Origin of the sequence: Nocardia rhizosphaerihabitans, assembly GCF_014646295.1 — a bacterium.
GTDB lineage: Bacteria > Actinomycetota > Actinomycetes > Mycobacteriales > Mycobacteriaceae > Nocardia > Nocardia rhizosphaerihabitans.
Map to the genome: position 1 here is coordinate 47,995 of NZ_BMNE01000009.1, position 20,627 is coordinate 68,621.

Sequence of the window (20,627 nt, forward strand, 5' to 3'; positions counted from 1 at the left end):
CCGGAATCGTGCGGTGACTAGCGCAGGTGCCTGGCGAGCGTCTCCACGCCGCCGACGGTGTCGAGCCAGGTGAGGAACTCGGTCAGCCCGGTGTCGCGGTCCGCGACCGGCGCATAGCCGAGATCGCGGCGGGCGGCGCCGGTGTCGTAGGTGGCGCTGCGCGTCATCAGGGCGACGGCGTAGCGCGACAGCGGCGGCGACCAGCGCTGCGCGACGGCCGGTATCCGCCACACGGTCTCGATGGCCGCGACCACGGCGGCGAGGACCCGGGGGTTCGGGCGACGCGACGGCGGCGCATAGCCCAGCCTGGACGCGACTTCGCCGAGAAAGCCCCACACATCGGTCTTCTCGGCGTCGGCGATGAAGTAGGCCTTGCCGCCCACGGCGTCCGCGGTGACGGCCAGCCGGCACGCGTGCACGATGTTGTCCACGTGGCACAGCGAGGCCTCGACCGTGCGGCCGTATGACAGATCCGGCAGCGAACCCGCCGCGGTCCGGCCGAGCAGCCGCACGATCGGACCCGAACGGTCGCCCGCGCCCCAGATCGCCCGAGGTCGCAGCGCCACCGTGGTGAACCCGTCGGTGTTCGCCGCGAGCACAGCACGTTCGGCGGCGGCCTTGGTCTCGGAGTAGAAGTTCAGATACCGGCGCGGATACGGCAGCGATTCGTCGACGTCGAGCTGATCGCCGCCGTCGCGGTCCATCAGCGCACTGGGACTGGACACGAAGACGAATCGGGTGGCGCCGCTCCCGCGGGCCGCGGCCAGCAGCAGCTCGGTGGCCTGCACGTTCTCCGCCCAGAACCGAGCCCTGGTACCGCGCTCGTCGACCCGCGCCGCGCTGTGGATCACGACGTCCATGCCCTCGACGGACCGCACCAGCGACGCCGGGTCGGCCAGATCGCCGTGCACGACCGTGACGTGCTCCAGCGCCGAGCCGAGATCGTCGAGAACGCTGGTGGGCCGCACCAGGATCGACACATCGTGCGCACCGTCGGCGACCAGCGCGCGCACGAGCGCACCCCCGAGGAATCCGGACGCACCGGTGACCAGAATCTTCATCGTCGCCCCTCCAGACGCTTGGCCGCCCACTGGGCGAGTTGTTCGCGGCCGATCTTGGCGTTGTGCCGGATATCGACGGGGAACCGGGGATGCATCAGGAACTCGCTGATCGGCTCCACCGTCTCGAATTCCACCGCGCGCGTGCGCAATCGGGTCAGCACCGCACTCGGATCGGCGCCCGGTTCGAGCTCGACGCACAGCACCGGCCGTTGCGCACCGCGCGCGCCGACACCGACGAGCGCGGTCCGCGCGACCCCGGGCACCACGTTGAACACCTGCTCGACCTGCACGGTGAACATCGGCCCGTGCGCGGTCTCGAGCCGCTGACTCTTGCGCCCGCAGAACCAGATCCGGCCCTGTTCGTCGATCCAGCCCAGGTCGCCGGTGCGATGCCAGGTCCGCTCGCCGTCGGCGATCTTGCCCGCCGCGTTCGCCGCCGCGGGCCAGTAGTAGCGGGTACTGACATTCGGGCCGGTCACGACGATCTCGCCCACCGCGCGCGGACCGGCGGGACGATCCGCGTCGTCCCAGGTCGCGACCGGGTCGTCGGTGATCGCGAGCAACCGCACCTCGACGCGATCGGCCGCACGGCCGATACACGTCCCGTCGCCCTGATGCGCCCGCTCGACCAGACCGTCGAGGAGTTCCCTGGATTCGATCGTCGACATCGGCAAGGCCTCGGTCGAGCCGTATCCCGCGTAGATCTCGGCGTCGGGACTCAGCACCTCACGCAGGCCCGCCACGCACCAGTCCGGGACGGGCGCGCCACCGGAGAAGACACTGGCCAGCGTGCTCAGCTCGGCGGGCTTTGCGCGCAGATGCTCGAGCAACGGAATGAGCAGGGCGGGGGAGGCGAACAGGGTACGCACGCCGAACCGTTCGATCGCGTCCACCACATGCGCGGGATCTGTCGAGCCGACCTTGCTGGGAATCAACGGCGGAAGCACACACCGCGACCCGAGCAGCAGATCGAGCACGCCGACCAGCGGCAGGGTGATCAGCGACGTCTCCGGCGGAGTGTTGCCGCGAGCTGCGTGCACCTGCTCGACCATGGCGGCGAGATTGCCGTGGGTCAGCTCCACCGCCTTGGCCGGACCGGTGCTGCCGGTGGTGAATCCGATGATCAGCACGTCCTCGGGCGCGGCGGGCGAGCGCTCCGGCAGCGTGCCCGACGGTGTCCGGCCCCACGCGCGCAGGGTCGGGCCACGCCAGAACCAGCGCCGCCCGACCGTGAGCGTGGTGCGCACGCCGCGGAAACTGCGCGCGAACAGCACCCGCAGGGCATGCGCCTGCGGGATACCGATGAACGCCTCGGCCTCGACCGCGCGCAGGCAGTGCACCATCCGGCGCACACCCATCCCCGGATCGATCACCACCGGCACCGCGCCGATCTTCAACAGCGCGAACAGGATCGCGTACAGCTCCGCACTGGGCAGCACGAGCACGATGGTGCGTGTCCCGCTGCTCACCCCCGATCGGAGGAGCTGCTGGGCGATCGCGTCCGACCACTGGTCGAGCTCGCGGTAGGTGATCCGGCGGTAGTCGGGCAGACCGGCGGAGGTCTGCCCGTCGGGGTAGATCACCGCCGCCCGGTCCGGTTCCGCGGCGGCGAAGCGCCGGAAATCGTCGATGGTCTGCCAATAGGTCGCCGTCGTCACGCGGTGGTCTCCGCGGGGAGCCGGTAGAGCGCGGCGGCCGCGGACGGACCGGCACCCGCCGCGACGAACAGCACGTGGGTGTAGCCGGTCAGCGAGCCCTCGGTGATCGCGCGGTCGTAGGCCAGGGGCAGCGAGGCGGTGTGCGGGTCGCCGTCGCTCAGATCGGGAGTGCGCACCGCGTCCTGGTCGATGCCGAGGGCGTCGGCCAGCCGCTTCGGGAAATGCGGTGTGGGAGTGGACGCGATCAATGCCAGGCTCGCGCTGTCGGTCCCGGCCTCCGCGATCGCGGCGCGCGCCGCCTTGCTCGCCACCTCCAGGATCCGGTCTTCGAAATCGGCGTCGCGCTCGACGGTCATCAGGCTGCGGCCGACGGTGCCCATGGTCGCGGTGTCGACATAGGCCTTCTCGGCGGGACTGCCCGTCGACCTCGCCGAGTGCACCGGCCCGAAGCCTTCCGGCCCGTCGACCTGCTCGAGCAGCAGCGCGGCACCCGCGGTGGCGTAGGGGAATTCGGCATCGGCCGTGCCGCGGGTGAGCGACGGGTGGGTGTCGCCCGCGACGATCAGCACGTGTCCGGTGCTCCCGGTCGCCAGCACCGAGCCGGCGACCCGGACGGCATCGAGCACGCCGACCGCGCCGTTCATCAGATCGAAGGAGAACGTCCGCGCATCGTCGCGGGTGTAGTCGAGCCCGATGCCGGCCGCCTTCTGGATCAGCGCGGAGACAGCGGGTTCCACCGTGTTCGAGTCACGGAAGATCCCGGTGTTGATGAGCACGCCCACCTGGTCGGGCCGGATACCGGCCCGCTCCAGGCACTGCCGCGCCGCGCGGCCACTGTGTTCGACGATGCTGTGGGTGTCGGCAGCCCTGTCGGCGCCGGTGGCTTGGATACGCACGCCCATGACGAACCTCAGACCTTCAGCGAAGAGATGGTGGTGGACAGGAAGCCGGCGACCACGCCCGAAGCGGCGGGCACCAGGAGCAATTTCGATCCTGCCTCGATGCTCTGTTCGGACAGCTGATCGTGCAGCACGATGAAATGCGAAGTGGTCGAGGTATTTCCGTACTTCTCGATCACATTCAGATCCGGTGGCATCGGTGCGCCGAACTCGCGCGCGGCGACGCCGTTCATGAACGGCACGGCCGCGGCGCCGAACTGGTGATGAATGATGTAGTCGAAGTCCTCGTCGGCGAAGCTACGGCCCTGCTGCTCGAGGAACGTGCCCTGCGCGTCCGGCCACAACAGGAACCTGGCCTCGTTGTGCATCTTGCGGTTGTCGGTGTAGAGCGCGACGCCCGCCGACTTGTCGCTGGGCATGCCCAGGCACAGGTGCGAATGCTCTGCCGCGGTGAACAATTCGACATAGTGGATCATGTCGGCCTCGTCGACGGCCTGGTCGAGCACCACCGCGCAACCCGAGTCGCCCACCGACAGCGACGCGAACTGCAGGTCGTACTTCTCGGAGATCTCGTTCACCGCGGTGTCGGCGATCGGGGTGATCGACTCACCGCTGACGACCATGCCGTTGCGGACAACGCCCGCCCGGATCATCCGGTCGAGAATGTAGGTGCCGGTGAGCATTCCGGCGCACGCGTTCGACACGTCGAAGGTGATCGCCGCGTCGGCGCCGAGCGCCTGCGCGATCGTCGAGGCGAAGGAGGGCTCCATGTACATCCGGGTGCCCTGATTGCTGCGGGTGATCGAACAGGAGATGATCACATCCAATTCGCCTGCGCCATACCGGGACCGGGACAGGCAATCCTGCGCGGCCCGCATCGCCAGCGCGAACGAATCCTCCATGCTGTCCGGCCGCGTGTCGCGCACCCGCCGTTCCTTGATCCCGGTGATCTTCTCGAGGTCGAACGAGGGTGGCACTTTCAGACGGGAAATCAATTCCGCTGTCGACACGATATTCGACGGAAGATATGCGCCGATCGATTCAAAACGTGAATGCAACACGTGAACTCCTGAACGTCTGTGAGTGCGCCTGGGATCATTTCCGACGGTCGGTGCGACGGAACATTACCGGAGAGTAAGCGTTGTGCCGGAAACGATCTGAGCGGTCTGAGGTCGGGCGGCTGTTCCGTAAACACGTATATGTGACCGAAAGTCACATTTGATCGGCAATCTTGGTCTTGTGGGCTGCGTACATGAGTGATTCGATGCTTTACGGCGTACGGCTACGCGCTGGCTATCGGCGCCCGGCGACTTGTTCCGGAGATCGTGTGCCGGGGGATCGAGGGTTCGGCGTGAGGGACCTCACGGAACACCACTCGGCGGAATATGTGGCGCGGACCGCTCAGTTTGTCTCGTGCGCAAAAGTGTCGGCGCGAAGTTTGTCGCACGAGGAAAGGCGGCGTCCGCGTCGGCGCCGCCGAGTTTCGGCCGGTCGGCGCTCCGGCGGTGGGTGTAGCCTCGGCCGCACTGCACCGCGGACCCGCTCTAGGCTGTCCGGCTACGGGTTCGCGCCACCGATCGGGAAGGAGGCGCCGGATGACTCCGCCGCTGCAACAGGTCATCATTCTCATCACCGGGATCCAGGCCGCGGGCAAGTCGACGGTGGCCCAGCTGCTGGCCGAGCGGTTGCCCAGGTCGGTGCATGTGCGCGGGGATCTGTTCCGGCGCATGGTGATCAACGGCCGCGAGGAGATGGCGCCGGAACCCTCCGAGGAAGCCGTGCGGCAACTGCGGTTGCGGCACCGGCTGACGGCGGCGACCTGCGACGAGTACTTCCGCGAGGGTTTCACGGTGATCGCGCAGGATGTCGTCCTCGGCGAGCACCTCACGGAGATGATCGAACTGATCCGGCACCGTCCGCTGCTCGTCGTCGTGCTCGCGCCCCAGCCGGATGTCATCGCGGCACGGGAGGCGGCCAGGGGTAAGGACGCTTACAACCGGTGGACCATCGACGTGCTCGACGACGGTCTGCGCAACCACACCCCGCATCTCGGCCTCTGGCTCGACACCTCCGACCAGACGCCGGAGGAGACCGTCGACGAGATCCTGTCCCGCGCCTGGGCCGAGGCCGTGGCCGGATAGCTACCGGGCCGACGAGCGCGCGCCGGCCAGCTGGGCGAGGCGCCGATGCGAGTCCAGCCGTGCTTCGCGGTCGAAAGTGCTCGTGTGCACCAGGATTTCATCGGCGTCGGTGTGGGCAATCAACCGGCCCAATGCCGCCGAGACGTCATCCTCGGTGCCGTGGATCTGGTCGCCGAGCGCCTGCTCGAACAGGCGGCGCTGGCGGTCGGTCATCGTCGCGGCGTCGACCTCCTCGGGAGAGATCAACGCGGGAAACTCGCCGTGGGTGCGTGCGTAGGCACTCGACCACGCCTCGGGCAGGAGCAGCCGGTGCGCCCGCTCGGCCGAGTCGGCGATCATGACGGTCGCCGAGACGATGACATACGGCTGTTCGGCCTGCGCCGACGGGCGGAACTCGGCCCGGTAGCGCTCGATCGCCTGCACCATGGCCGCGCGGCTCCCGACCTGAGCGATGACCAGTGGCAATCCGAACCTCGCTGCCCGCTCCGCGCCGGAGCCGGTCGCCAGCAGGAAAGCGGGGATATCGGTGTCCTCCGCGGACCTGGCGTGCACGCCGAACCGGCCCGAGCCGAAGTAGTCGAGGAGCTCGGCCAGGTCCGCATCGAAATCCTCGGCGTCCGCACGGTCGTGCGCCAGCGCCCGGCGGACACCGTCGGTGAATCCGACCGAGCGCCCGAGGCCCATATCGATCCGCCCGGGGAACAGCGAACCGAGCACACCGAACTGTTCGGCGACCACCAGCGGCTGATGGTTGGGCAGCATCACCCCTCCGGTGCCGACCCGGATCCGGTCGGTCGCCGCCGCGACCGCCGCTGCCAGCACCGTCGGCGCCGTCCCGGCGACGCCGGGCACGCTGTGATGCTCCGCGACCCAGAACCGGTGATAACCCCACCGCTCGGCGCGTACCGCGAATTCGACGGTGTCGCGCAGCGCGTCGGCATGGGACTGTCCCCGTCGTACGCGCGAGCGATCCAGGATCGAGAGGCGGACCGAGTCCGGTATCGGCGTCATACCGTTGTCAACGCAGCGGGCGGCGCGAGATTCCGCGGCACCAACCCTGGACCAACCTTGCGCACCCATAGTGTCTGGCGAACCCGACAACCGTCGATAACTTTGCAAGGAGCACCATGCCCTACCAAGCCGGGTCCGGACACCGTGACAGCCCTCCGCGCGTGCACACACCGAACAACCGCCACCGCGCGGTCGACACCTCCGAAGACGCCCGCCACGTCCTGCAACTGCTGACCGTGATGCACGGGCCGGTCGTCCTCTACCTGCCGTCCGACTCCGATGGGCACACCCCGATCTGTCTGCGCCGCAGCGACTTCCACCCCGATCTCGACGACGTTCTCGCCGGTCGGACGGCAGGCCCCGCCGAATTCTGGATGGCGGGCCACTTCCATGTCGGCCTCGAGGACATCGACGTCAGCATCGATGTCCACAGCGTTCCCGGGTCCGAGCGCCGCACTTCGTCGCTGGAGACCGCCTGTGGGTTCCGCTTCGCGCTGCGCATCCACGCCGCCGACGACGCGGTCGACCTCGTGGAGGAGGCCTCCTAGCCGTACGCCGATCGTCGGGGGGGTGTCGGTGGGTGTGGTTAATCTGCCGGAATGGTCGGAGTGGATACGGCGTTGCGGCGATTGACGCGAGAGGCAGGAAAGCTGCTGGCGCCCTATGGCTTTCAGGGTTCGGAAGCCAGGTGGGTGCGTGTGGCACCGGGTGGGGTGGCGTCGGTCGGCCGTAGCCGGACCGTGCGGACGTGGACGGACGGGCAGCAGGTGGTCCGTTTCGGGCTGGAAGTGAATGCCACGCCGACGAGTTGGTGGGAGTTCTGTGCCTGGCGCGATGCGCAGCTGGGCCGCCCACCCGCGAGGCTCGAGGAGGCGACCGGCCCCGGGCTGATCGATGCGCGCGGCTTGCCTGCCGAGCTCACCGAATGGTGGTCGCTGCGTGTCGATCCGGCGCAGGAAGGGCAGCAGGCCTTGCCTGCGGATGTCGAGCTGATTCGCGCCGACCTGCCGCGCCGCGTGCACGCGTATGCGCGCCGGGCCCTGCGACTGCTCGAACCCGATCACTACCTGGACGAGCTGCTGGCCGATCCGGACCCGGGAATCGCCACCTCGGAGGCGATCGTCGTCCTCCTCGCGGATCGCGGACCGGGCCCACATCTGGAAGAGGCGCTCGCGCACCTGCATCGGTGCCTGGAGCAGCACGGCGGGGCGAGCGGCGGCGCGAACGCCCTTGCCTACGTGCGTGATCGGGCATCGGTGGCCTGACCGCCGGGGTATCCGGACTGCCGGACTCGCTGCGATGGACAACGTCGACCGGTAGCATCGCTAACCGGATCGGAAAATCTAGTCCAGCAGTATGTTTCGATGCGATCGCCTGCATTGGGGTCCGGGAAACCGGTGATCGAGAGGTTCATGGTGGAATCGGTAACGAGTCGGTTGGTAATCGATACGACGGGGGAGGACATCCAGGGCGAGATCACGCGCATCCGGGAGCAGGGTCCCGCAGCTCTGGTCGAGCTGCCCGGTGGGGTGGAGGCGTGGTCGATCACCGACGCCGCGCTGCTGGAGAAGCTGCTGACCGATCCGCGGGTGTCCAAGGACGCCAGCCAGCACTGGCCTGCGTTCGTCGCGGGCGAGATCCCCGCCGACTGGCCGCTGTTCCTGTGGGTGGCGGTGGCGAACATGTTCACCGCGTACGGCCCCGACCACCGGCGACTACGGCGCCTGGTGGCGCCCGCGTTCACCGCGCGCCGCACCGAGGCCATGCGCGAACAGGTCGAGCGGATCACCACCGAACTGCTCGACGAGCTGGCGCGGACACCGCAGGGCGAGGCTGTCGATCTGCGCGAGCATTTCGCGTATCCGCTGCCGATCCAGGTGATCTCGGAGCTGATGGGCGTCCCCGAGTCGCTCAATCCCGGCCTGCGCACGTGTGTCGACGGCATCTTCGACACCACGCTCACCCCGGAGCAGTCCCAGGCCAACTACATGGAGATGTACCGGATCCTCGGTGAACTGGTGGCCCTGCGCCGCGAGCAGCCCGGTGACGACATGACCAGCCTGCTCGTCGCCCAGCGCGACGACGACGAGGACGGGCAGCTCACCGAGGAGGAACTGATCGGCACCCTGCTGCTGGTCATCTCCGCGGGACACGAGACCACCGTCAACCTCCTCGATCAGGCGATCACCGCGCTGCTCACCCACCCCGATGTGCTGGCCGAGGTCCGTGCGGGCGCCATCACCTGGGCGGATGTGGTCGAGGAGGCGCTGCGGTACGAGTCGCCCGTCGCGCACCTGCCGTTGCGGTTCGCGGTGTCCGACATCGAGATCGACGGTGTCCGCATCGCGCAGGGCGAGGCGATCCTGGCGAGCTACGCGGGCGCCGGCCGTGACCCGAAGCGCCACGGCGAGACCGCCGACCGGTTCGATCCCACCCGGGCCGACAAGTCCCACATGGCTTTCGGCTACGGCGCGCACCACTGCCTCGGTGCCCCGCTGGCGCGGCTGGAAGCGCTGGTCTCGCTGCCCGCGCTGTTCGAGCGGTTCCCGCAGATGAGTCTGGCCGCTCCGGTCGACGAACTGGGCACGGTGCCCAGCTTCATCTCCAACGGTCACCGTCACCTGCCGGTGCGCATCCACGGCGAGTAGCGCAGAGCGGTCCCTGCTCGGTGTGAGCAGGGACCGTGCTCAGCGCGTCGGCATCGACAGCGGGGGAGTCTTGGGGAACTGGACCGGCAACGCGGCCAGCGCCCGGTGGAACGGCCCCGGCCGCCAGACCAATTCGTGCTCAGGCACCGCCAGCTCGAGTTCGGGCAGCGCGTCGAGCAGCTGATCGATCGCCTCCTGCGCGATCAGGTAGGCGGGGGACTTGGCCGGGCAGCCGTGCGGGCCGGTGCTCCACGCCAGGTGCGCCCGGTTGTCCAGGAAGTCACCGCTGCCGATCGCCGGATCGTTGTTGCACGCGGCCATGCTGATGACGACCGGCTGATGGGCGGGCAACCACACATCGTCGACGAGGATCGGCTGGCGCGGGTAGGTGGTGCAGAAGTTGGCCATCGGCGGGTCGGTGTAGAGCACCTCGTCGAGCGCGTCGCGGGTGGACAGGCTGCCACCGAGCAGGCTGCCCGCGAATCGATGATCGGTGAGCATCAGCCGGATCGTATTGAGGACCAGATTGAGCATCGGCTCGATCCCCGCGCCGTACATGGTCAGCAGCTGGTTCATCAGCTCTTCGTCGTTGAGCTGCTGCGGATGCTGGACCAGCCGGGTGGTGATGTCGTCGCCCGGCGCGGTCTGCTTGAGCCGGACCAGGTCGTAGAGAGCGTCCTCGAGCATCTGCGCACCCTGGACCGCGGTGTCGCCGCCCTCGAACATCTGCGCCATCCCGGTGGCGACCCGCCCGCCGATCTCTTCGGGCACACCCAGCATGGCGTTGATCGTCGCGAAGATGACGGGAAAGGCGTACTGGCTCAGCAGGTCCGCGGTGCCGTCGGTGCAGAACGCGTTGATCACCGGCATCGCGATCTGCTCCACCGTGCGATGCAGCCGGTACAGATCGACGCCGGCCAGACCGGCGACGGTGACCTGGCGGTACCGGACATGCTCGGTACCGCTGGTGCGAATGGCGTTGGGGCGGTAGCACATCATCGGCAGCACGGGGCAGTCCGCGGGAATGTCGCGCTGCCACATGCGCGGATCGGCGGGGAAGTGGTCGGGGTCGTTGAGGATCTGCACCGCCGTGCGGTAGCCGATCACCAGGGTGGCGGGGACACCGGGCACCAGGTCGACGGGAACGAGTGAGCCGTAGCGATCCCGCATGGCGCGGTAGGCGCTCTGCGGGTCGGCGGCGAATTCCTCCGAGTACAGCGGTACCCGGTCCTGGCCGCCGCGCGAATCCGGCGACACCTGGTCTCGGGTGGGATCGGGGTAGAGCGATGCTTCGAGTTGCACAGCGTGTTGTCCTCTCGGTGGAACAAGATCGTCGACTGACCCCCCAGCGGAACTCAGGACGGTGATCGATCACCGCGTCTCGGCGCCGTCCCCAGTTCACGCCCGACCCGCGCCGCCAGTTCGTTCATCCGGTGGGCGACGAGGGCGAGGTCGACCTCGCTGCTCGTCGCGACGCCGAGCTGGGTACCCGCGCCGGCGGCGGTGATCAGGATCATGCCGTCTTCGTATTCGGTCATGTTCTGGCGCACCGGGTTTCCCGGGCCGCCGCAGAACTCGCCGAGCGCCTTACCCAGCGACCGCAGGCCTGACGCGGCGGCAGCGAATCGCTCGGCCTCGTCGCGGGTGATCCCGGGGGAGTGCGCGACGCGTAACCCGTCGTCGGACAACAGGACCGAGAAGCGGACGCCGTCGAGCTCGAGATCGTCGAGTAACCACGCCAGGCGGTTGGTGCTGTCTGCGATCGGCATGCTCATCGGATGTTCTGCCCTTCCGTCGATTGCTCGGCCGCGGCGCGACCGTGTCGGGAACCGCTGTGCCAGGCGGCGACCAGTTCGGGCCTGCCCGGCGTCTCGGCCGTGTTCGCGCGGTCGTCGAGCGGGGCGACCGCGCGGCGCCTGCGCTTGGGAAGTCCGCCGGTGGTTCTGGCGTAGTCGTCGGCCTCCGGTTCGGGCGCCTTCGCGGCGGGCACCACGGCAGGCGGCCGGTGCTTCCCGGTGGTCACGGCCTGTTCCGCCGCGACGGAAACCGGTCTGCGCGCAGGGGGTTCGGGGCTGTCGAAGTCGATCCGGCGCGCCTCGGCGGCGTTGACCAACAGGGCCGCGGGGATGAAGACCATGGCCCGGGTGCCGCCGTAGATGTTGGGTCCGTCGACATAGGCGGCGAAGCCGTAGCGGCGGGCGAGCGCGGCGACGCCGGGAAACCCGACCCTGGGGGACGGCCCGAGCGAGTTGATGTCGACGGCGCGCTCACCCGACAGCACCTGGCGCGCTTCCTCCATCTGTTCCTGGCTCATCCGCACGCCCGCGTCGTCGATGATCAGGGTGACGCCGTGGTGGCCCTCCTGGAAGGTGATGTCGACGAACGACGACGGCGGCGAATAGCGCAGCGCGTTGTCGAGCAGCGTCGCCACGGTGTGCACCAGGGGCTCGACCGCCCGGCTGACGATGACCTGATCGCAGTTGCCCGCCCGGATCCGCAGATAGTCGCGCACCCGGCTGGTGGCGCCACCGACCACCTCGGTGACGGTCTGCTGCGGCCAGCGCCTGCCGGGCAGGCCGCCGGAGACGATGACGTAGGACTGTGCCTGCCGGATCATCTGCTGCACGGTGTGGTCGATGCGGCTCAGGATCGCGTAGACCTCGTCGTTGCGGTTCTCCCGCAACGCATTGCTGACCACCTGCCCGACGTCGGCGCCGAGGCTGACCACCGTGGTGCCGAACGCGCGGACGGCGCTGTTGGTCGCCGCGCGCGCGTCGGCGGCGACCTGGGCCCGCGCCGCGGCCTCCGCCGTCTCGACCTGCGCCACGGTCTGCTCCTCGGCGGCGCGCTCGACGGCGACGGCGGTTTCGTGTTGCACCTGGCGCAGGTCGTCGGCGTGGGCGACCGCGATCCGGGCCAGCTTGTGCGCGAAGGGCGAATCCTGCAACAGGGCAGGTACTTCGGCGGTGACCACCGGGTCGCTGTGCTGGCGGACGGCGTCGGTGATCCGCGGCAGGGTCAGCTCGACGAGCCGCGTCATCGACTCCTCGTGGGCATAGAGCTCACGCTCAGCCACGTCCAGGCGAGTGCGGACCCGGCGCTCGTTACGCAGCGCGAGAACCGCTACCGTCACCGCTCCAAGCAACACCAGGGTTGCGAGACCGAACAAGAACACCGCGAGTGTCGGAGTCATCGGTTCCTTTGTCGTCACCGACCGAAGAGCCCATGTGGCCGGAACCTCGCCGGGCCGTCCGGCGAGCCGCGTCGCCGACGGGTGAGTCGGGTCCTGCCCGAGCTCGCTTACCCTGCGCTTCCGGCGATCCCGAACACCCTAGCAGTGCTTTGTTAGACTGCCGAAATGCGTTGGTGGGATGAGGTATTCATCCCACCGGCCAGAGGGGAAGTCGCAGCGCAGCGGGGGCGGCGGCGGGCACGACGGGATGTGCGGGCGCGACCGGTGCGATGCGCCGGTAGGTTTCGCCGATCGGCGGCCGCGGGTCGGCCTCGCCGTAGTTGGGCCACAGCGAGGCAGCGCGTTCGGCCTGCGCGGCGATCGTGAGCGAGGGATTGACACCGAGATTCGCCGAGATGGCCGACCCGTCGACGATGCTGAGGGTGGGATAGCCGTGCACCCGGTGGAACGGATCGATGACGCCGGACTGCGCGTCGGTCCCGATCACGCACCCGCCGATGAAGTGCGCGGTGACGGGGACGTTGAACACGTCGGGCCAGGTGCTGCCCGGGGTGGCGCCGAGCTTCTCCGCGACGCGGCGGGTGGCCTCGTGGCCTGCCGGAATCCAGGACGGATTCGGTTCGCCGTAGCCCTGCTTGCTGGTGAAGCGGCGGCCGAACAGACCGCGACGGGTGTAGGTGGTGATCGAGTTGTCCAGACTCTGCATCACCAGCAGGATCAGGGTCCGCTCGCTCCAGCGCCCGGTGCGCAGCAGCCGCGGCGTCAGAATCGGGTGCCGCAGCGCGGTGAACAGCACGCGCGCCCACCGCGGCAGCCGGTGGCCGCCGTCCACCAGGTAGGTCTGCAGCAGTCCCATGGCGTTGGAGCCCTTGCCGTAGCGCACCGGCTCGATGTGGGTGTCCGCGGTGGGATGGAACGACGAGGTGATCGCCACGCCCGCGGTGAGGTCGCGTTCCGGATCGACGGTGGTGCGCCCGGCGCCGAGGATGGCCTCGGAATTCGTGCGGGTCAGCACGCCCAGTCGGTCCGACAGGCCGGGCAGCACCGCGGTGTCGCGCATGCGGAACAGCAGATTCTGGGTGCCCCAGGTGCCCGCGGCCAGGACCACCTGCCGTGCCGTCAGGGTGGCGCGGCGCTTGCGCAACCAGGCGCCGGTCCGTTGCGTCTCGACCACCCAGCTGCCGTCCGGTTGCGGCCGGAGCGCGGTGACCGTCGTCATCGGAAGGACCTGCGCGCCCGCGCTTTCCGCCAAGCCGAGGTAGTTCTTGACCAGGGTGTTCTTCGCACCGTGGCGGCATCCCGTCATGCATTCCCCGCACTCGATGCAGCCGGCGCGATCAGGCCCGACACCGCCGAAATAGGGATCCGCGACGGTCCGCCCCGGTTCGCCGAAGTAGACGCCGACCGGTGTCGGCACGAAGGTCTCGCCGACGCCCATCTCCTCGGCCACCGAGCGGATGACGGTATCGGCCGGTGTCAGATGGGGGTTGGTGACGACGCCGAGCATCCGCCGGGCCTGGTCGTAGTGCGGGGTGAGCTCGGCCTCCCAGTCGGTGATATCGGCCCATTGCTTGTCGCCGAAGAACGCCGAACCCGGTTTGTAGAGGGTGTTGGCGTAATTGAGTGAGCCACCGCCGACTCCCGCTCCGGCCAGAATGAAACAGTCGCGCAGGCGGTGGATGCGCTGGATTCCGAAACAGCCGAGCCGGGGCGCCCACAGATACCGGCGCATATCCCAGTTCGTCGTGGCGAAATCGGCGTCGGCGAACCGGCGGCCCGCTTCGACGACACCGACCCGGTAGCCCTTTTCCACCAGGCGCAGCGCGGTGACGCTGCCGCCGAACCCGGAGCCGACGATCAGCACATCGAAATCGAACCGGTGATCAGCATCGTCGGCGATCTGTTCCAACACCGTCCAGACACTAGGGTCGAACTCCGCGCCGGACCGGATGGTCACCGGGAGTTGGAGGAATTCACGATGAGCGCCGCGTCCGGGCTGTCACGGACAACAGTTCCGCCGTCGTGCGCTGCGCAGTCCGGGTCCGCGGGAGGGCAGGCCCCCTTATTGTGGGGAGCGCTTCAACTCCCGGGCGCAAGTTTGGAGGTTACGGTGCCGCCCAAAGCCACCTATCGACGGAAGCAGCCGAGTCAGGCACGCCGACAGCCTTCGCAGGATCGGGCGAAGGAAACGCGCGATCACATTCTCGACACCGCCGCGGAATTGTTCGGCTCGCTCGGTGTCGCGCAGACCTCGACCAATCGCATCGCCGCCGAAGCGGGCGTCAGCATCGGCACGCTGTACCGGTATTTCGCGGATCGGTCGGTCATCGTCGACGAACTGCTCGATCGCCTGCTCGCCGATCTGGAAGGCGGTTTCACCGCACGGGCATTCGAGTTCTCCGGTTCCCGCGTGGTGGCGTCGGTCGACTATTGCACCAGTGTCGTCAGTGAGATCCTGGCCATTTTCAGCGACATCCTGGTGGCGAATTCGGCGCTGCTGCGCGCGTTGATCGGTGGGGTGCAGTTCTACAGCACCGGCTTGCCCCAGTTCGAGCAGCGGCTCCGGTTGATCGTCAAGGTCGTGCTGATCCAGGGGCTCGGACCGGCCGACGACCGCTATCTCGACACGGTGGCCTTCGTCTTCATCAATACCGGCTTCGCGGCCGTCGTTCGCGCGGCAGCGGAGGAAGTCTCGGAGTCCGAGCGCGTCGATGCCATCGCGATGACCGCGCGAATGATGGGCACCTGGCTGGCCGCCGAGGTCGCCGCACGCGACAGCGCGGTGATCGAAGCGGGCTGAGCTCGCCGTCGACGAAGGAGACAACATGCCGGAAAGGCGGGTACCGACGGCGGGTGTCGCGGGGCACCCGGCTGGGCCGACTGGCCGCTGGGCAGGCCGCGCGTGGGGTGGGGACCCGGTTGGCGATGACCGGGCGCACCGAGCAGGCGCGATCGGCGCTGGCGCGGCGCTCCTCGCTGCGCGCCGCCCAGCAGATCGTCACCGTCCTGGGCGGGATGAAGGGGGGCGGCGATGAAGCTCGGCCAGATGGCCTCGGTCCTGGATCTGGACCTGATTCCCGCGGAGTATCGCGAGATGTTCCGGACCAAGTTGACCGAACTGCTCGACAGTGCACCGCAGGTGCCCTTAGCCGAGATGCGGGCGGTGGTCGAGTATCGGCCGGTTCTGTACCGACAATGTACTGGTCACCGAGTTCGTCGAAGGCCGGTCGTTCCAGCGGATCCGGGCGCTGCCGGCGCCGGAGCGCGATCGCATCGGGGAACTGGTCTACCGCTTCTACATCACCGGCATGTTCGTCGACGGCGAGTATTGCGCCGATCCCCATTCGGGCAACATCATCCTGGCCGACGACGGCCGCGTCGGCTTCGTCGACTTCGGTCTTACAACCAGATCGATCGCGAGCACCTCGAACTGGAGCGGCAGGTGCTGTGCGCGGCGGCGGACTATCGCGCCGACGAGGTGCACCGGCTGTGGGCCGAACACGGCATCGTCGACCCGCACCCCGGCGCGGGTCAGCGGGAATGCCTGGAGTACGTGTGGTCGGTGACCGGCTGGCATCTGCTCGACGAGGACGTCACCGTCACTCCCGAAATCGCCACCAGCGCCGTCGTTCTCGCCACCGATCCGCGTGCCGCGGAGCATCGCGACGTGCGCCACCTGCTGCTGCCACCCCAGCACGTGTTCTCCCGCCGGGCCGATCTGTTCACCCTCACCGCGCTCGGGCAGATCGAGGCGACGAACAACTGGCATCGCCTGGCGCGGGAGTGGCTCCACGGTGAGCTGCCGGTCACCGAGATCGGCCGGCGGATCGCGGGCCGGCGGGACGAGACAGTGCGAGATATCAGGCCGCGCGCATAGCCCGGAAGACGGCCGCACCCACAAAGGCGCCGAGAGTGTCGGGGTCCCATTCGGATTCGTCGGCGAACAGCGTCCGCACCGCGCCTTCACCCGCCGAGACCCACAACTCGACGAGGGCGGGCAGTTTGCGCTCGGCATCCTCGACACCCCAGGCATGCAGCGTCGGGCGCAGCAGTTCGGTGCAGCGCGCGACGGCCAGGCTGCGGCCACGGCCGAAGGAACCGGCGACCGCGGGGTCTGGATTGCCGTAGAGCAGCCGCCACGCGGACGGCCTGCTCGCCGCCTTGTTCAGCAGCGCGCGGAAGCCCTCGACGAACACCGTCTCGTCGGCGTCGGTCGTCCGCGGCGGCAGCACATCCAGCACCCCGGAGATGAGGAAGGCCTCCTCGCGCTCGATCAGCGCGTCGATCAGCTGGACCCGATCGGGGAAGCAAGAATAGACGACGGGCCTGGTCACCCCCATGTGCTCGGCGATCGCACCCATGGTCACCGCGGCGATGCCTTCCTCGGCCGCGATGGCCAGCGCGGCATCGAGGACCTGTGGGCGTCTGCGCTCCGGACCCAGATGCGCCGCCCGTTCTCGCCGGCGCACGGCCGAATCACTACCCATCCGTCCACGATAGCAACTACGAACCACTTCCTACATAAATGTAGAAAAATGCTACATTGATGAATGAATCTGTCCGGCGTCGCTGGACGCACGCACGAGGAGCCGACGATGTCCCAGGTCCTGTTCAACCCGAAGAGCTGCGATTTCGCCCAGTTCGACCCCGAGACCCGCAGACTGCTGCGCGCGGTCGTCGACTGGTTCGAGGCCAGGGGAAAGAGACGGCTGCTGCAGGACGACAAGGAGCAGGTCTGGCCCGCGGACTTCCTGGACTTCGTGAAGCGGGAGCGCCTGTTCGCGACATTCCTCACCCCGGCGGCCGAGGCCGACGGCGATCCGAACAAGCGCTGGGACACCGGCCGCAACGCGATGCTCAGTCAGATCTTCGGCTTCTACGGCATGACCTACTGGTACGTCTGGCAGGTCACCATCCTCGGGCTCGGCCCGATCTGGCAGAGCGGCAACGCCGAGGCCAAGAAGAAGGCGGCCGCGCAGCTCGACTCCGGCGAGATCTTCGCCTTCGGGCTCTCGGAGAAGGAGCACGGCGCCGACGTGTACTCCACCGACATGATCGTCGACCCGCAGCCCGACGGCGGGTACTCGGCCACCGGCGCCAAGCACTACATCGGCAACGGCAACCTGGCATCGATGGTGTCGGTGTTCGGCCGCCGTTCCGACAAGCCGATCATCGACAGCGCGAAGGCGCTCACCGGCAAGCCGACCGAAGCGGATTACGAGGGGTATCTGTTCTTCGTCGCCGACAGCCAGCACCCGGTGTACAAGCTGCACCGCAATGTGGTCAACAGCCAGATCTATGTCGCGGCCTTCGAGCTGGACAACTATCCGGTCGCCGAGGCCGACATCCTGCATCGCGGTGAGGACGCGTTCCACGCGGCGATGAACACCGTCAACGTCGGCAAGTTCAATCTCGGCTTCGGCGCCATCGGCGCCTGTGAGCACTCCTTCTACGAGGCGATCGACCACGCCGAGAACCGGATTCTCTTCGGGCACAAGGTGACCGAGTTCCCGCAGGTCCGCTCGCTGATCGCCGACTCCTACGCGCGCATCGTGGCGATGAAGCTCTATAGCGAGCGTGCGATCGACTACATGCGCTCGGCCTCGCCGCAAGACCGGCGCTACCTGCTGTTCAACGCCATCGAGAAGATGTCGGTCACCCGGCAGGGGCAGCGCGTCATCGAGGATCTCGCCGACGTCATCGCCGCGCGCGGCTTCGAGAACGACATGTACTTCCCGGTCGCGATGACGGCCATGTTCGGGCTGCCGCGGCTCGAGGGCACGGTGCACGTGAACATGGCGCTGTCACTGAAGTTCATGGCCAACTACATGTTCCACCCCGCCGATGCGGGACTGGCGGCGCTGCAGTCGATTCCCGGTGCCGCCGTGGCGCCGACGGGTGCCGCGCGGGCGGTCACCGGCGCGCTGAGCTGGTCGAGCCGCAAGCTGGCTCCGCGACTCGGGACGGTCGTGAAGCCGCTGGGCGCCGAATTCGCCAGCGCCACTTATGCTCCGGTGCCGACGCGTCGCGACACCGCCGACGACGAGTTCCTGTTCCGGCAGGGTCCGAGCAGCGGTCTCGGGCGGATCCGGTTCGAGGACTGGCGTCCGGTGTTCGAGGGTTTCCGTGACGTGCCGAACGTGGCGGTGTTCCTCGAGCAGGTGCTCGCGCTGCAGGGCCTGCTGGCCGCCGCGGCGCCGACGGCCGCGCAGCAGAAGGATGTCGACTTCCTCTTCGCGCTCGGCGAGCTGTTCACCGCGGTGCCCTACGCCCAGCTGATCTTGGAGCAGGCGCGCATCGACGGTACCGACAAGGACGTGCTCGATCAGATCTTCGACGTCTTCGTGCGCACCTTCTCCGCCAACGCGGTGACCCTGCACAACAAGCCGACCGCCACGTCCGCGCAGGAGCGCCGGGCACTCGATCTCGTCCGCCGCCCCGTGGTCGACGAGCGGCGTTTCGCCCGGGTGCTCGACGAAGCGCGGTCGCTGGCCGGGGTCTACGAGATGAACGCCTAGGCGTCAGGAGCTCGACCGCGAACTCGAATTATGTTGCAGTGCAACATTATTGGTAGTGTTCCCGGTGGTGGTGTGGCCGATGGATCCCGCAGACCTGTTGCGCCGCACCACCTCCCGAGCGTACGTCGCCGTTCAGGATCCGCGGCGCACCGGATCCCAGCGTCGCAGGATCCAGCGGTTCTTGCCGAGCGCCTTGGCGGCGTAGAGGCAGTTGTCGGCCGCGGTGAGCAGATCGCTCGGCGCGCCACCGGCGATCCGCGACATGACGGCGCCGAGGCTGATGGTGATCTCGATCTGGTGGTCGGCGACCAGGAAGGGCTCCTCGACGGCCGCCTGGAGCAGGTGCACGGTCTTCTCGACACGATCCTCGTCGGCGGGTGGCGGGAGGACAGCGATGAACTCGTCGCCGCCGATGCGCGCCAGCACGTCGGTCTCCGGATCGAGGCAGGCCTGCAGGCGTGCGGCGACCTCGATGAGCAGGCTGTCGCCGACGGTGTGGCCGAAGGCGTCGTTGATGTCTTTGAATCCGTCCATGTCCAGTGCGCACACCGCGGCGAGGTCGTCCGGTCCGGCCTCGGTGATGAGGGTGTCGAGCTGGGTGAGCAGATGCCTGCGGTTGGGTAGCGCGGTGAGCGGGTCGTGGTGGGCCTGCCAGTGCAGTCGATCGGTCGTGGTGCGATGTTCGGTGGTGTCCTCGCCGAAGCCGAGCAGGTAGCGGCCACCGGAGGCGGAGACACAGCGCGTCACCGTCCACGTGGCCCAGCCCTGGGTGCCGTCCGGACGCACGTATTCGCCTTCGAGTCGGATGGTCCCGTTCTCGGAGCGTTCGAGCTCGCCGTGGACCTGTTCGCGGATGCTGTGGACGTCGACGTCGGCCAGCTCGAAGCCGGATGTGCCCTGCAGCTCGGCCAGGCTCTTGCCCGTGAGCCTCGCGAAGGCCGGATTGGCGTTGATGATGTTGCCGTGGGCGTCGCCGATCGAGATGGCGATGGACGCGTGCCGGAACGCCGCTTCGAGCCCCTCGGTGGCCGGTGTCGCCGCCGCCAGCGCGCGGGCGAACCCGTGCCCGAAACCGCCCGCGACAAGGCCGAACGCCGCCGTATCCGCACCGGCGTGCTCGCTGAGTTCCTGCAGAATCGGCATCGAGCGGGCGATCACCACCGGATCGGTGCACCCGAGTCCGTAGACGGCGGCCCCGGCCTGCTCGGCGACGACGGGATCGGGCGCCCCGGTGGCCAGCGTCGCGAGCAGCCGATCCGTCCAGGTCTCGAGCGCCGCCACGCGGTGATCCGACGGCACCGCACCCTCGGTCAGCTGCGCCGCCCACCGCGCAGCGAAGTTGCAGGACATGTCGGCAGACCACCTCCTGGCCGAGCGGCATCGACTACCAGCTACACACCGGCAATCGAAACTACCACCACAGTGACAGAGGACGGGAGGGACCGGTGCAGGACGATGTCGGCGGTGACGAACAGCGGGCCATACCCGCTGCCGCCGT

General features: G+C 68.5%; 17 protein-coding genes and 1 pseudogene. 7 read left to right on the forward strand and 11 right to left on the reverse strand.

Going from position 1 to position 20,627, the window contains the following annotated elements; translation table 11 throughout:
- Positions 1-17: 17 nt before the first annotated feature.
- From IEY60_RS29500 to IEY60_RS29515, 4 genes are read right to left on the reverse strand one after another with little or no spacing between them, the layout of a single operon-like run.
- Positions 18-1,061 carry an NAD-dependent epimerase/dehydratase family protein gene (locus tag IEY60_RS29500; RefSeq protein ID WP_189033790.1) on the reverse strand — a complete coding sequence of 348 codons (1,044 nt, stop codon included), beginning with the start codon at positions 1,059-1,061 and terminating at the stop codon, positions 18-20.
- Positions 1,058-2,719 carry a fatty acid CoA ligase family protein gene (locus tag IEY60_RS29505; protein ID WP_189033791.1) on the reverse strand — a complete coding sequence of 554 codons (1,662 nt, stop codon included), beginning with the start codon at positions 2,717-2,719 and terminating at the stop codon, positions 1,058-1,060. The genes IEY60_RS29500 and IEY60_RS29505 overlap by 4 nt, the downstream gene beginning before the upstream one ends.
- Positions 2,716-3,621, reverse strand: a complete 906-nt coding sequence (locus IEY60_RS29510; protein WP_189033792.1) for a beta-ketoacyl-[acyl-carrier-protein] synthase family protein — start codon at positions 3,619-3,621, stop codon at positions 2,716-2,718. Before IEY60_RS29510 ends, IEY60_RS29505 begins: the two co-directional genes overlap by 4 nt.
- 8 nt (positions 3,622-3,629) lie before the next feature.
- Complete coding sequence (locus IEY60_RS29515) at positions 3,630-4,679, reverse strand: 3-oxoacyl-ACP synthase III family protein (RefSeq protein WP_189033793.1); 1,050 nt, start codon at positions 4,677-4,679, stop codon at positions 3,630-3,632.
- Positions 4,680-5,213: 534 nt separating this feature from the next.
- Between IEY60_RS29515 and IEY60_RS29520 the strand changes: the two genes are divergently transcribed.
- Positions 5,214-5,759 (forward strand): AAA family ATPase, encoded by a 546-nt coding sequence (locus IEY60_RS29520; RefSeq protein WP_189033794.1) that lies wholly within the window; start codon positions 5,214-5,216, stop codon positions 5,757-5,759.
- On the opposite strand, the gene IEY60_RS29525 is transcribed toward IEY60_RS29520, so the two are convergent.
- Entirely contained in the window at positions 5,760-6,770 is a 1,011-nt protein-coding gene (locus IEY60_RS29525) for an LLM class flavin-dependent oxidoreductase (protein ID WP_189033795.1), read from the reverse strand.
- A 116-nt stretch (positions 6,771-6,886) separates the two neighbouring features.
- On the opposite strand from IEY60_RS29525, the gene IEY60_RS29530 reads away from it, so the two are divergent.
- The 3 genes from IEY60_RS29530 (at position 6,887) to IEY60_RS29540 (ending at position 9,418) form a co-directional block, all read left to right on the forward strand.
- Positions 6,887-7,318, forward strand: a complete 432-nt coding sequence (locus tag IEY60_RS29530) for a DUF779 domain-containing protein (protein WP_189033796.1) — start codon at positions 6,887-6,889, stop codon at positions 7,316-7,318.
- Positions 7,319-7,369: 51 nt separating this feature from the next.
- Complete coding sequence (locus IEY60_RS29535) at positions 7,370-8,035, forward strand: hypothetical protein (RefSeq protein ID WP_189033797.1); 666 nt, start codon at positions 7,370-7,372, stop codon at positions 8,033-8,035.
- 147 nt (positions 8,036-8,182) lie between these two features.
- Entirely contained in the window at positions 8,183-9,418 is a 1,236-nt protein-coding gene (locus tag IEY60_RS29540; RefSeq protein WP_189033798.1) for a cytochrome P450 family protein, read from the forward strand.
- Positions 9,419-9,457: 39 nt separating this feature from the next.
- Here IEY60_RS29540 and IEY60_RS29545 read toward each other — a convergent pair whose 3' ends face one another.
- From IEY60_RS29545 to IEY60_RS29560, 4 genes are all read right to left on the reverse strand, one after another.
- Entirely contained in the window at positions 9,458-10,675 is a 1,218-nt protein-coding gene (locus IEY60_RS29545) for a cytochrome P450 (protein ID WP_189033917.1), read from the reverse strand.
- 98 nt (positions 10,676-10,773) lie between these two features.
- Positions 10,774-11,193: a roadblock/LC7 domain-containing protein gene (locus IEY60_RS29550; RefSeq protein WP_189033799.1), complete on the reverse strand. Its 420-nt coding sequence runs from the start codon at positions 11,191-11,193 to the stop codon at positions 10,774-10,776.
- A complete protein-coding gene (locus IEY60_RS29555) occupies positions 11,190-12,611 on the reverse strand; it encodes an ATP-binding protein (RefSeq protein ID WP_189033800.1) in 1,422 nt (473 codons plus the stop codon). Before IEY60_RS29555 ends, IEY60_RS29550 begins: the two co-directional genes overlap by 4 nt.
- Before the next feature lie 187 nt (positions 12,612-12,798).
- Positions 12,799-14,523: an FAD-dependent oxidoreductase gene (locus tag IEY60_RS29560; RefSeq protein WP_189033801.1), complete on the reverse strand. Its 1,725-nt coding sequence runs from the start codon at positions 14,521-14,523 to the stop codon at positions 12,799-12,801.
- Between the two features lie 66 nt (positions 14,524-14,589).
- Between IEY60_RS29560 and IEY60_RS29565 the strand changes: the two genes are divergently transcribed.
- Positions 14,590-15,411, forward strand: a complete 822-nt coding sequence (locus tag IEY60_RS29565; RefSeq protein ID WP_229740235.1) for a TetR/AcrR family transcriptional regulator — start codon at positions 14,590-14,592, stop codon at positions 15,409-15,411.
- 53 nt (positions 15,412-15,464) lie between these two features.
- Positions 15,465-16,488 (forward strand): annotated as a pseudogene (locus tag IEY60_RS29570) (AarF/UbiB family protein).
- On the opposite strand, the gene IEY60_RS29575 reads toward IEY60_RS29570, so the two are convergent.
- Complete coding sequence (locus IEY60_RS29575; RefSeq protein ID WP_189033802.1) at positions 16,472-17,098, reverse strand: TetR/AcrR family transcriptional regulator; 627 nt, start codon at positions 17,096-17,098, stop codon at positions 16,472-16,474. The pseudogene IEY60_RS29570 and the gene IEY60_RS29575 overlap by 17 nt on opposite strands.
- A gap of 108 nt (positions 17,099-17,206) precedes the next feature.
- Here IEY60_RS29575 and IEY60_RS29580 point away from each other — a divergent pair, with 108 nt between their 5' ends.
- Positions 17,207-19,129: an acyl-CoA dehydrogenase family protein gene (locus tag IEY60_RS29580; protein WP_189033803.1), complete on the forward strand. Its 1,923-nt coding sequence runs from the start codon at positions 17,207-17,209 to the stop codon at positions 19,127-19,129.
- A 132-nt stretch (positions 19,130-19,261) separates the two neighbouring features.
- Here IEY60_RS29580 and IEY60_RS29585 read toward each other — a convergent pair whose 3' ends face one another.
- The gene (locus tag IEY60_RS29585) at positions 19,262-20,479 is read right to left on the reverse strand and encodes a sensor domain-containing diguanylate cyclase (protein WP_189033804.1); all 1,218 of its coding nucleotides are present in this window, start codon (positions 20,477-20,479) and stop codon (positions 19,262-19,264) included.
- Between the last annotated feature and the right edge of the window lie 148 nt (positions 20,480-20,627).

Excerpts from the sequence above, each read along its gene's own strand:
- IEY60_RS29565 (WP_229740235.1), top strand. The coding sequence starts at position 14,590 with ATGAGCGCCGCGTCCGGGCTGTCACGGACAACAGTTCCGCCGTCGTGC.
- IEY60_RS29530 (WP_189033796.1), top strand. The coding sequence starts at position 6,887 with ATGCCCTACCAAGCCGGGTCCGGACACCGTGACAGCCCTCCGCGCGTG.
- IEY60_RS29555 (WP_189033800.1), bottom strand. The coding sequence starts at position 12,611 with ATGACTCCGACACTCGCGGTGTTCTTGTTCGGTCTCGCAACCCTGGTG.
- IEY60_RS29580 (WP_189033803.1), top strand. The coding sequence starts at position 17,207 with ATGTCCCAGGTCCTGTTCAACCCGAAGAGCTGCGATTTCGCCCAGTTC.
- IEY60_RS29525 (WP_189033795.1), bottom strand. The coding sequence starts at position 6,770 with ATGACGCCGATACCGGACTCGGTCCGCCTCTCGATCCTGGATCGCTCG.
- IEY60_RS29575 (WP_189033802.1), bottom strand. The coding sequence starts at position 17,098 with ATGGGTAGTGATTCGGCCGTGCGCCGGCGAGAACGGGCGGCGCATCTG.
- IEY60_RS29500 (WP_189033790.1), bottom strand. The coding sequence starts at position 1,061 with ATGAAGATTCTGGTCACCGGTGCGTCCGGATTCCTCGGGGGTGCGCTC.
- IEY60_RS29535 (WP_189033797.1), top strand. The coding sequence starts at position 7,370 with ATGGTCGGAGTGGATACGGCGTTGCGGCGATTGACGCGAGAGGCAGGA.
- IEY60_RS29550 (WP_189033799.1), bottom strand. The coding sequence starts at position 11,193 with ATGAGCATGCCGATCGCAGACAGCACCAACCGCCTGGCGTGGTTACTC.
- IEY60_RS29540 (WP_189033798.1), top strand. The coding sequence starts at position 8,183 with ATGGTGGAATCGGTAACGAGTCGGTTGGTAATCGATACGACGGGGGAG.
- IEY60_RS29520 (WP_189033794.1), top strand. The coding sequence starts at position 5,214 with ATGACTCCGCCGCTGCAACAGGTCATCATTCTCATCACCGGGATCCAG.
- IEY60_RS29585 (WP_189033804.1), bottom strand. The coding sequence starts at position 20,479 with ATGTCCTGCAACTTCGCTGCGCGGTGGGCGGCGCAGCTGACCGAGGGT.
- IEY60_RS29510 (WP_189033792.1), bottom strand. The coding sequence starts at position 3,621 with ATGGGCGTGCGTATCCAAGCCACCGGCGCCGACAGGGCTGCCGACACC.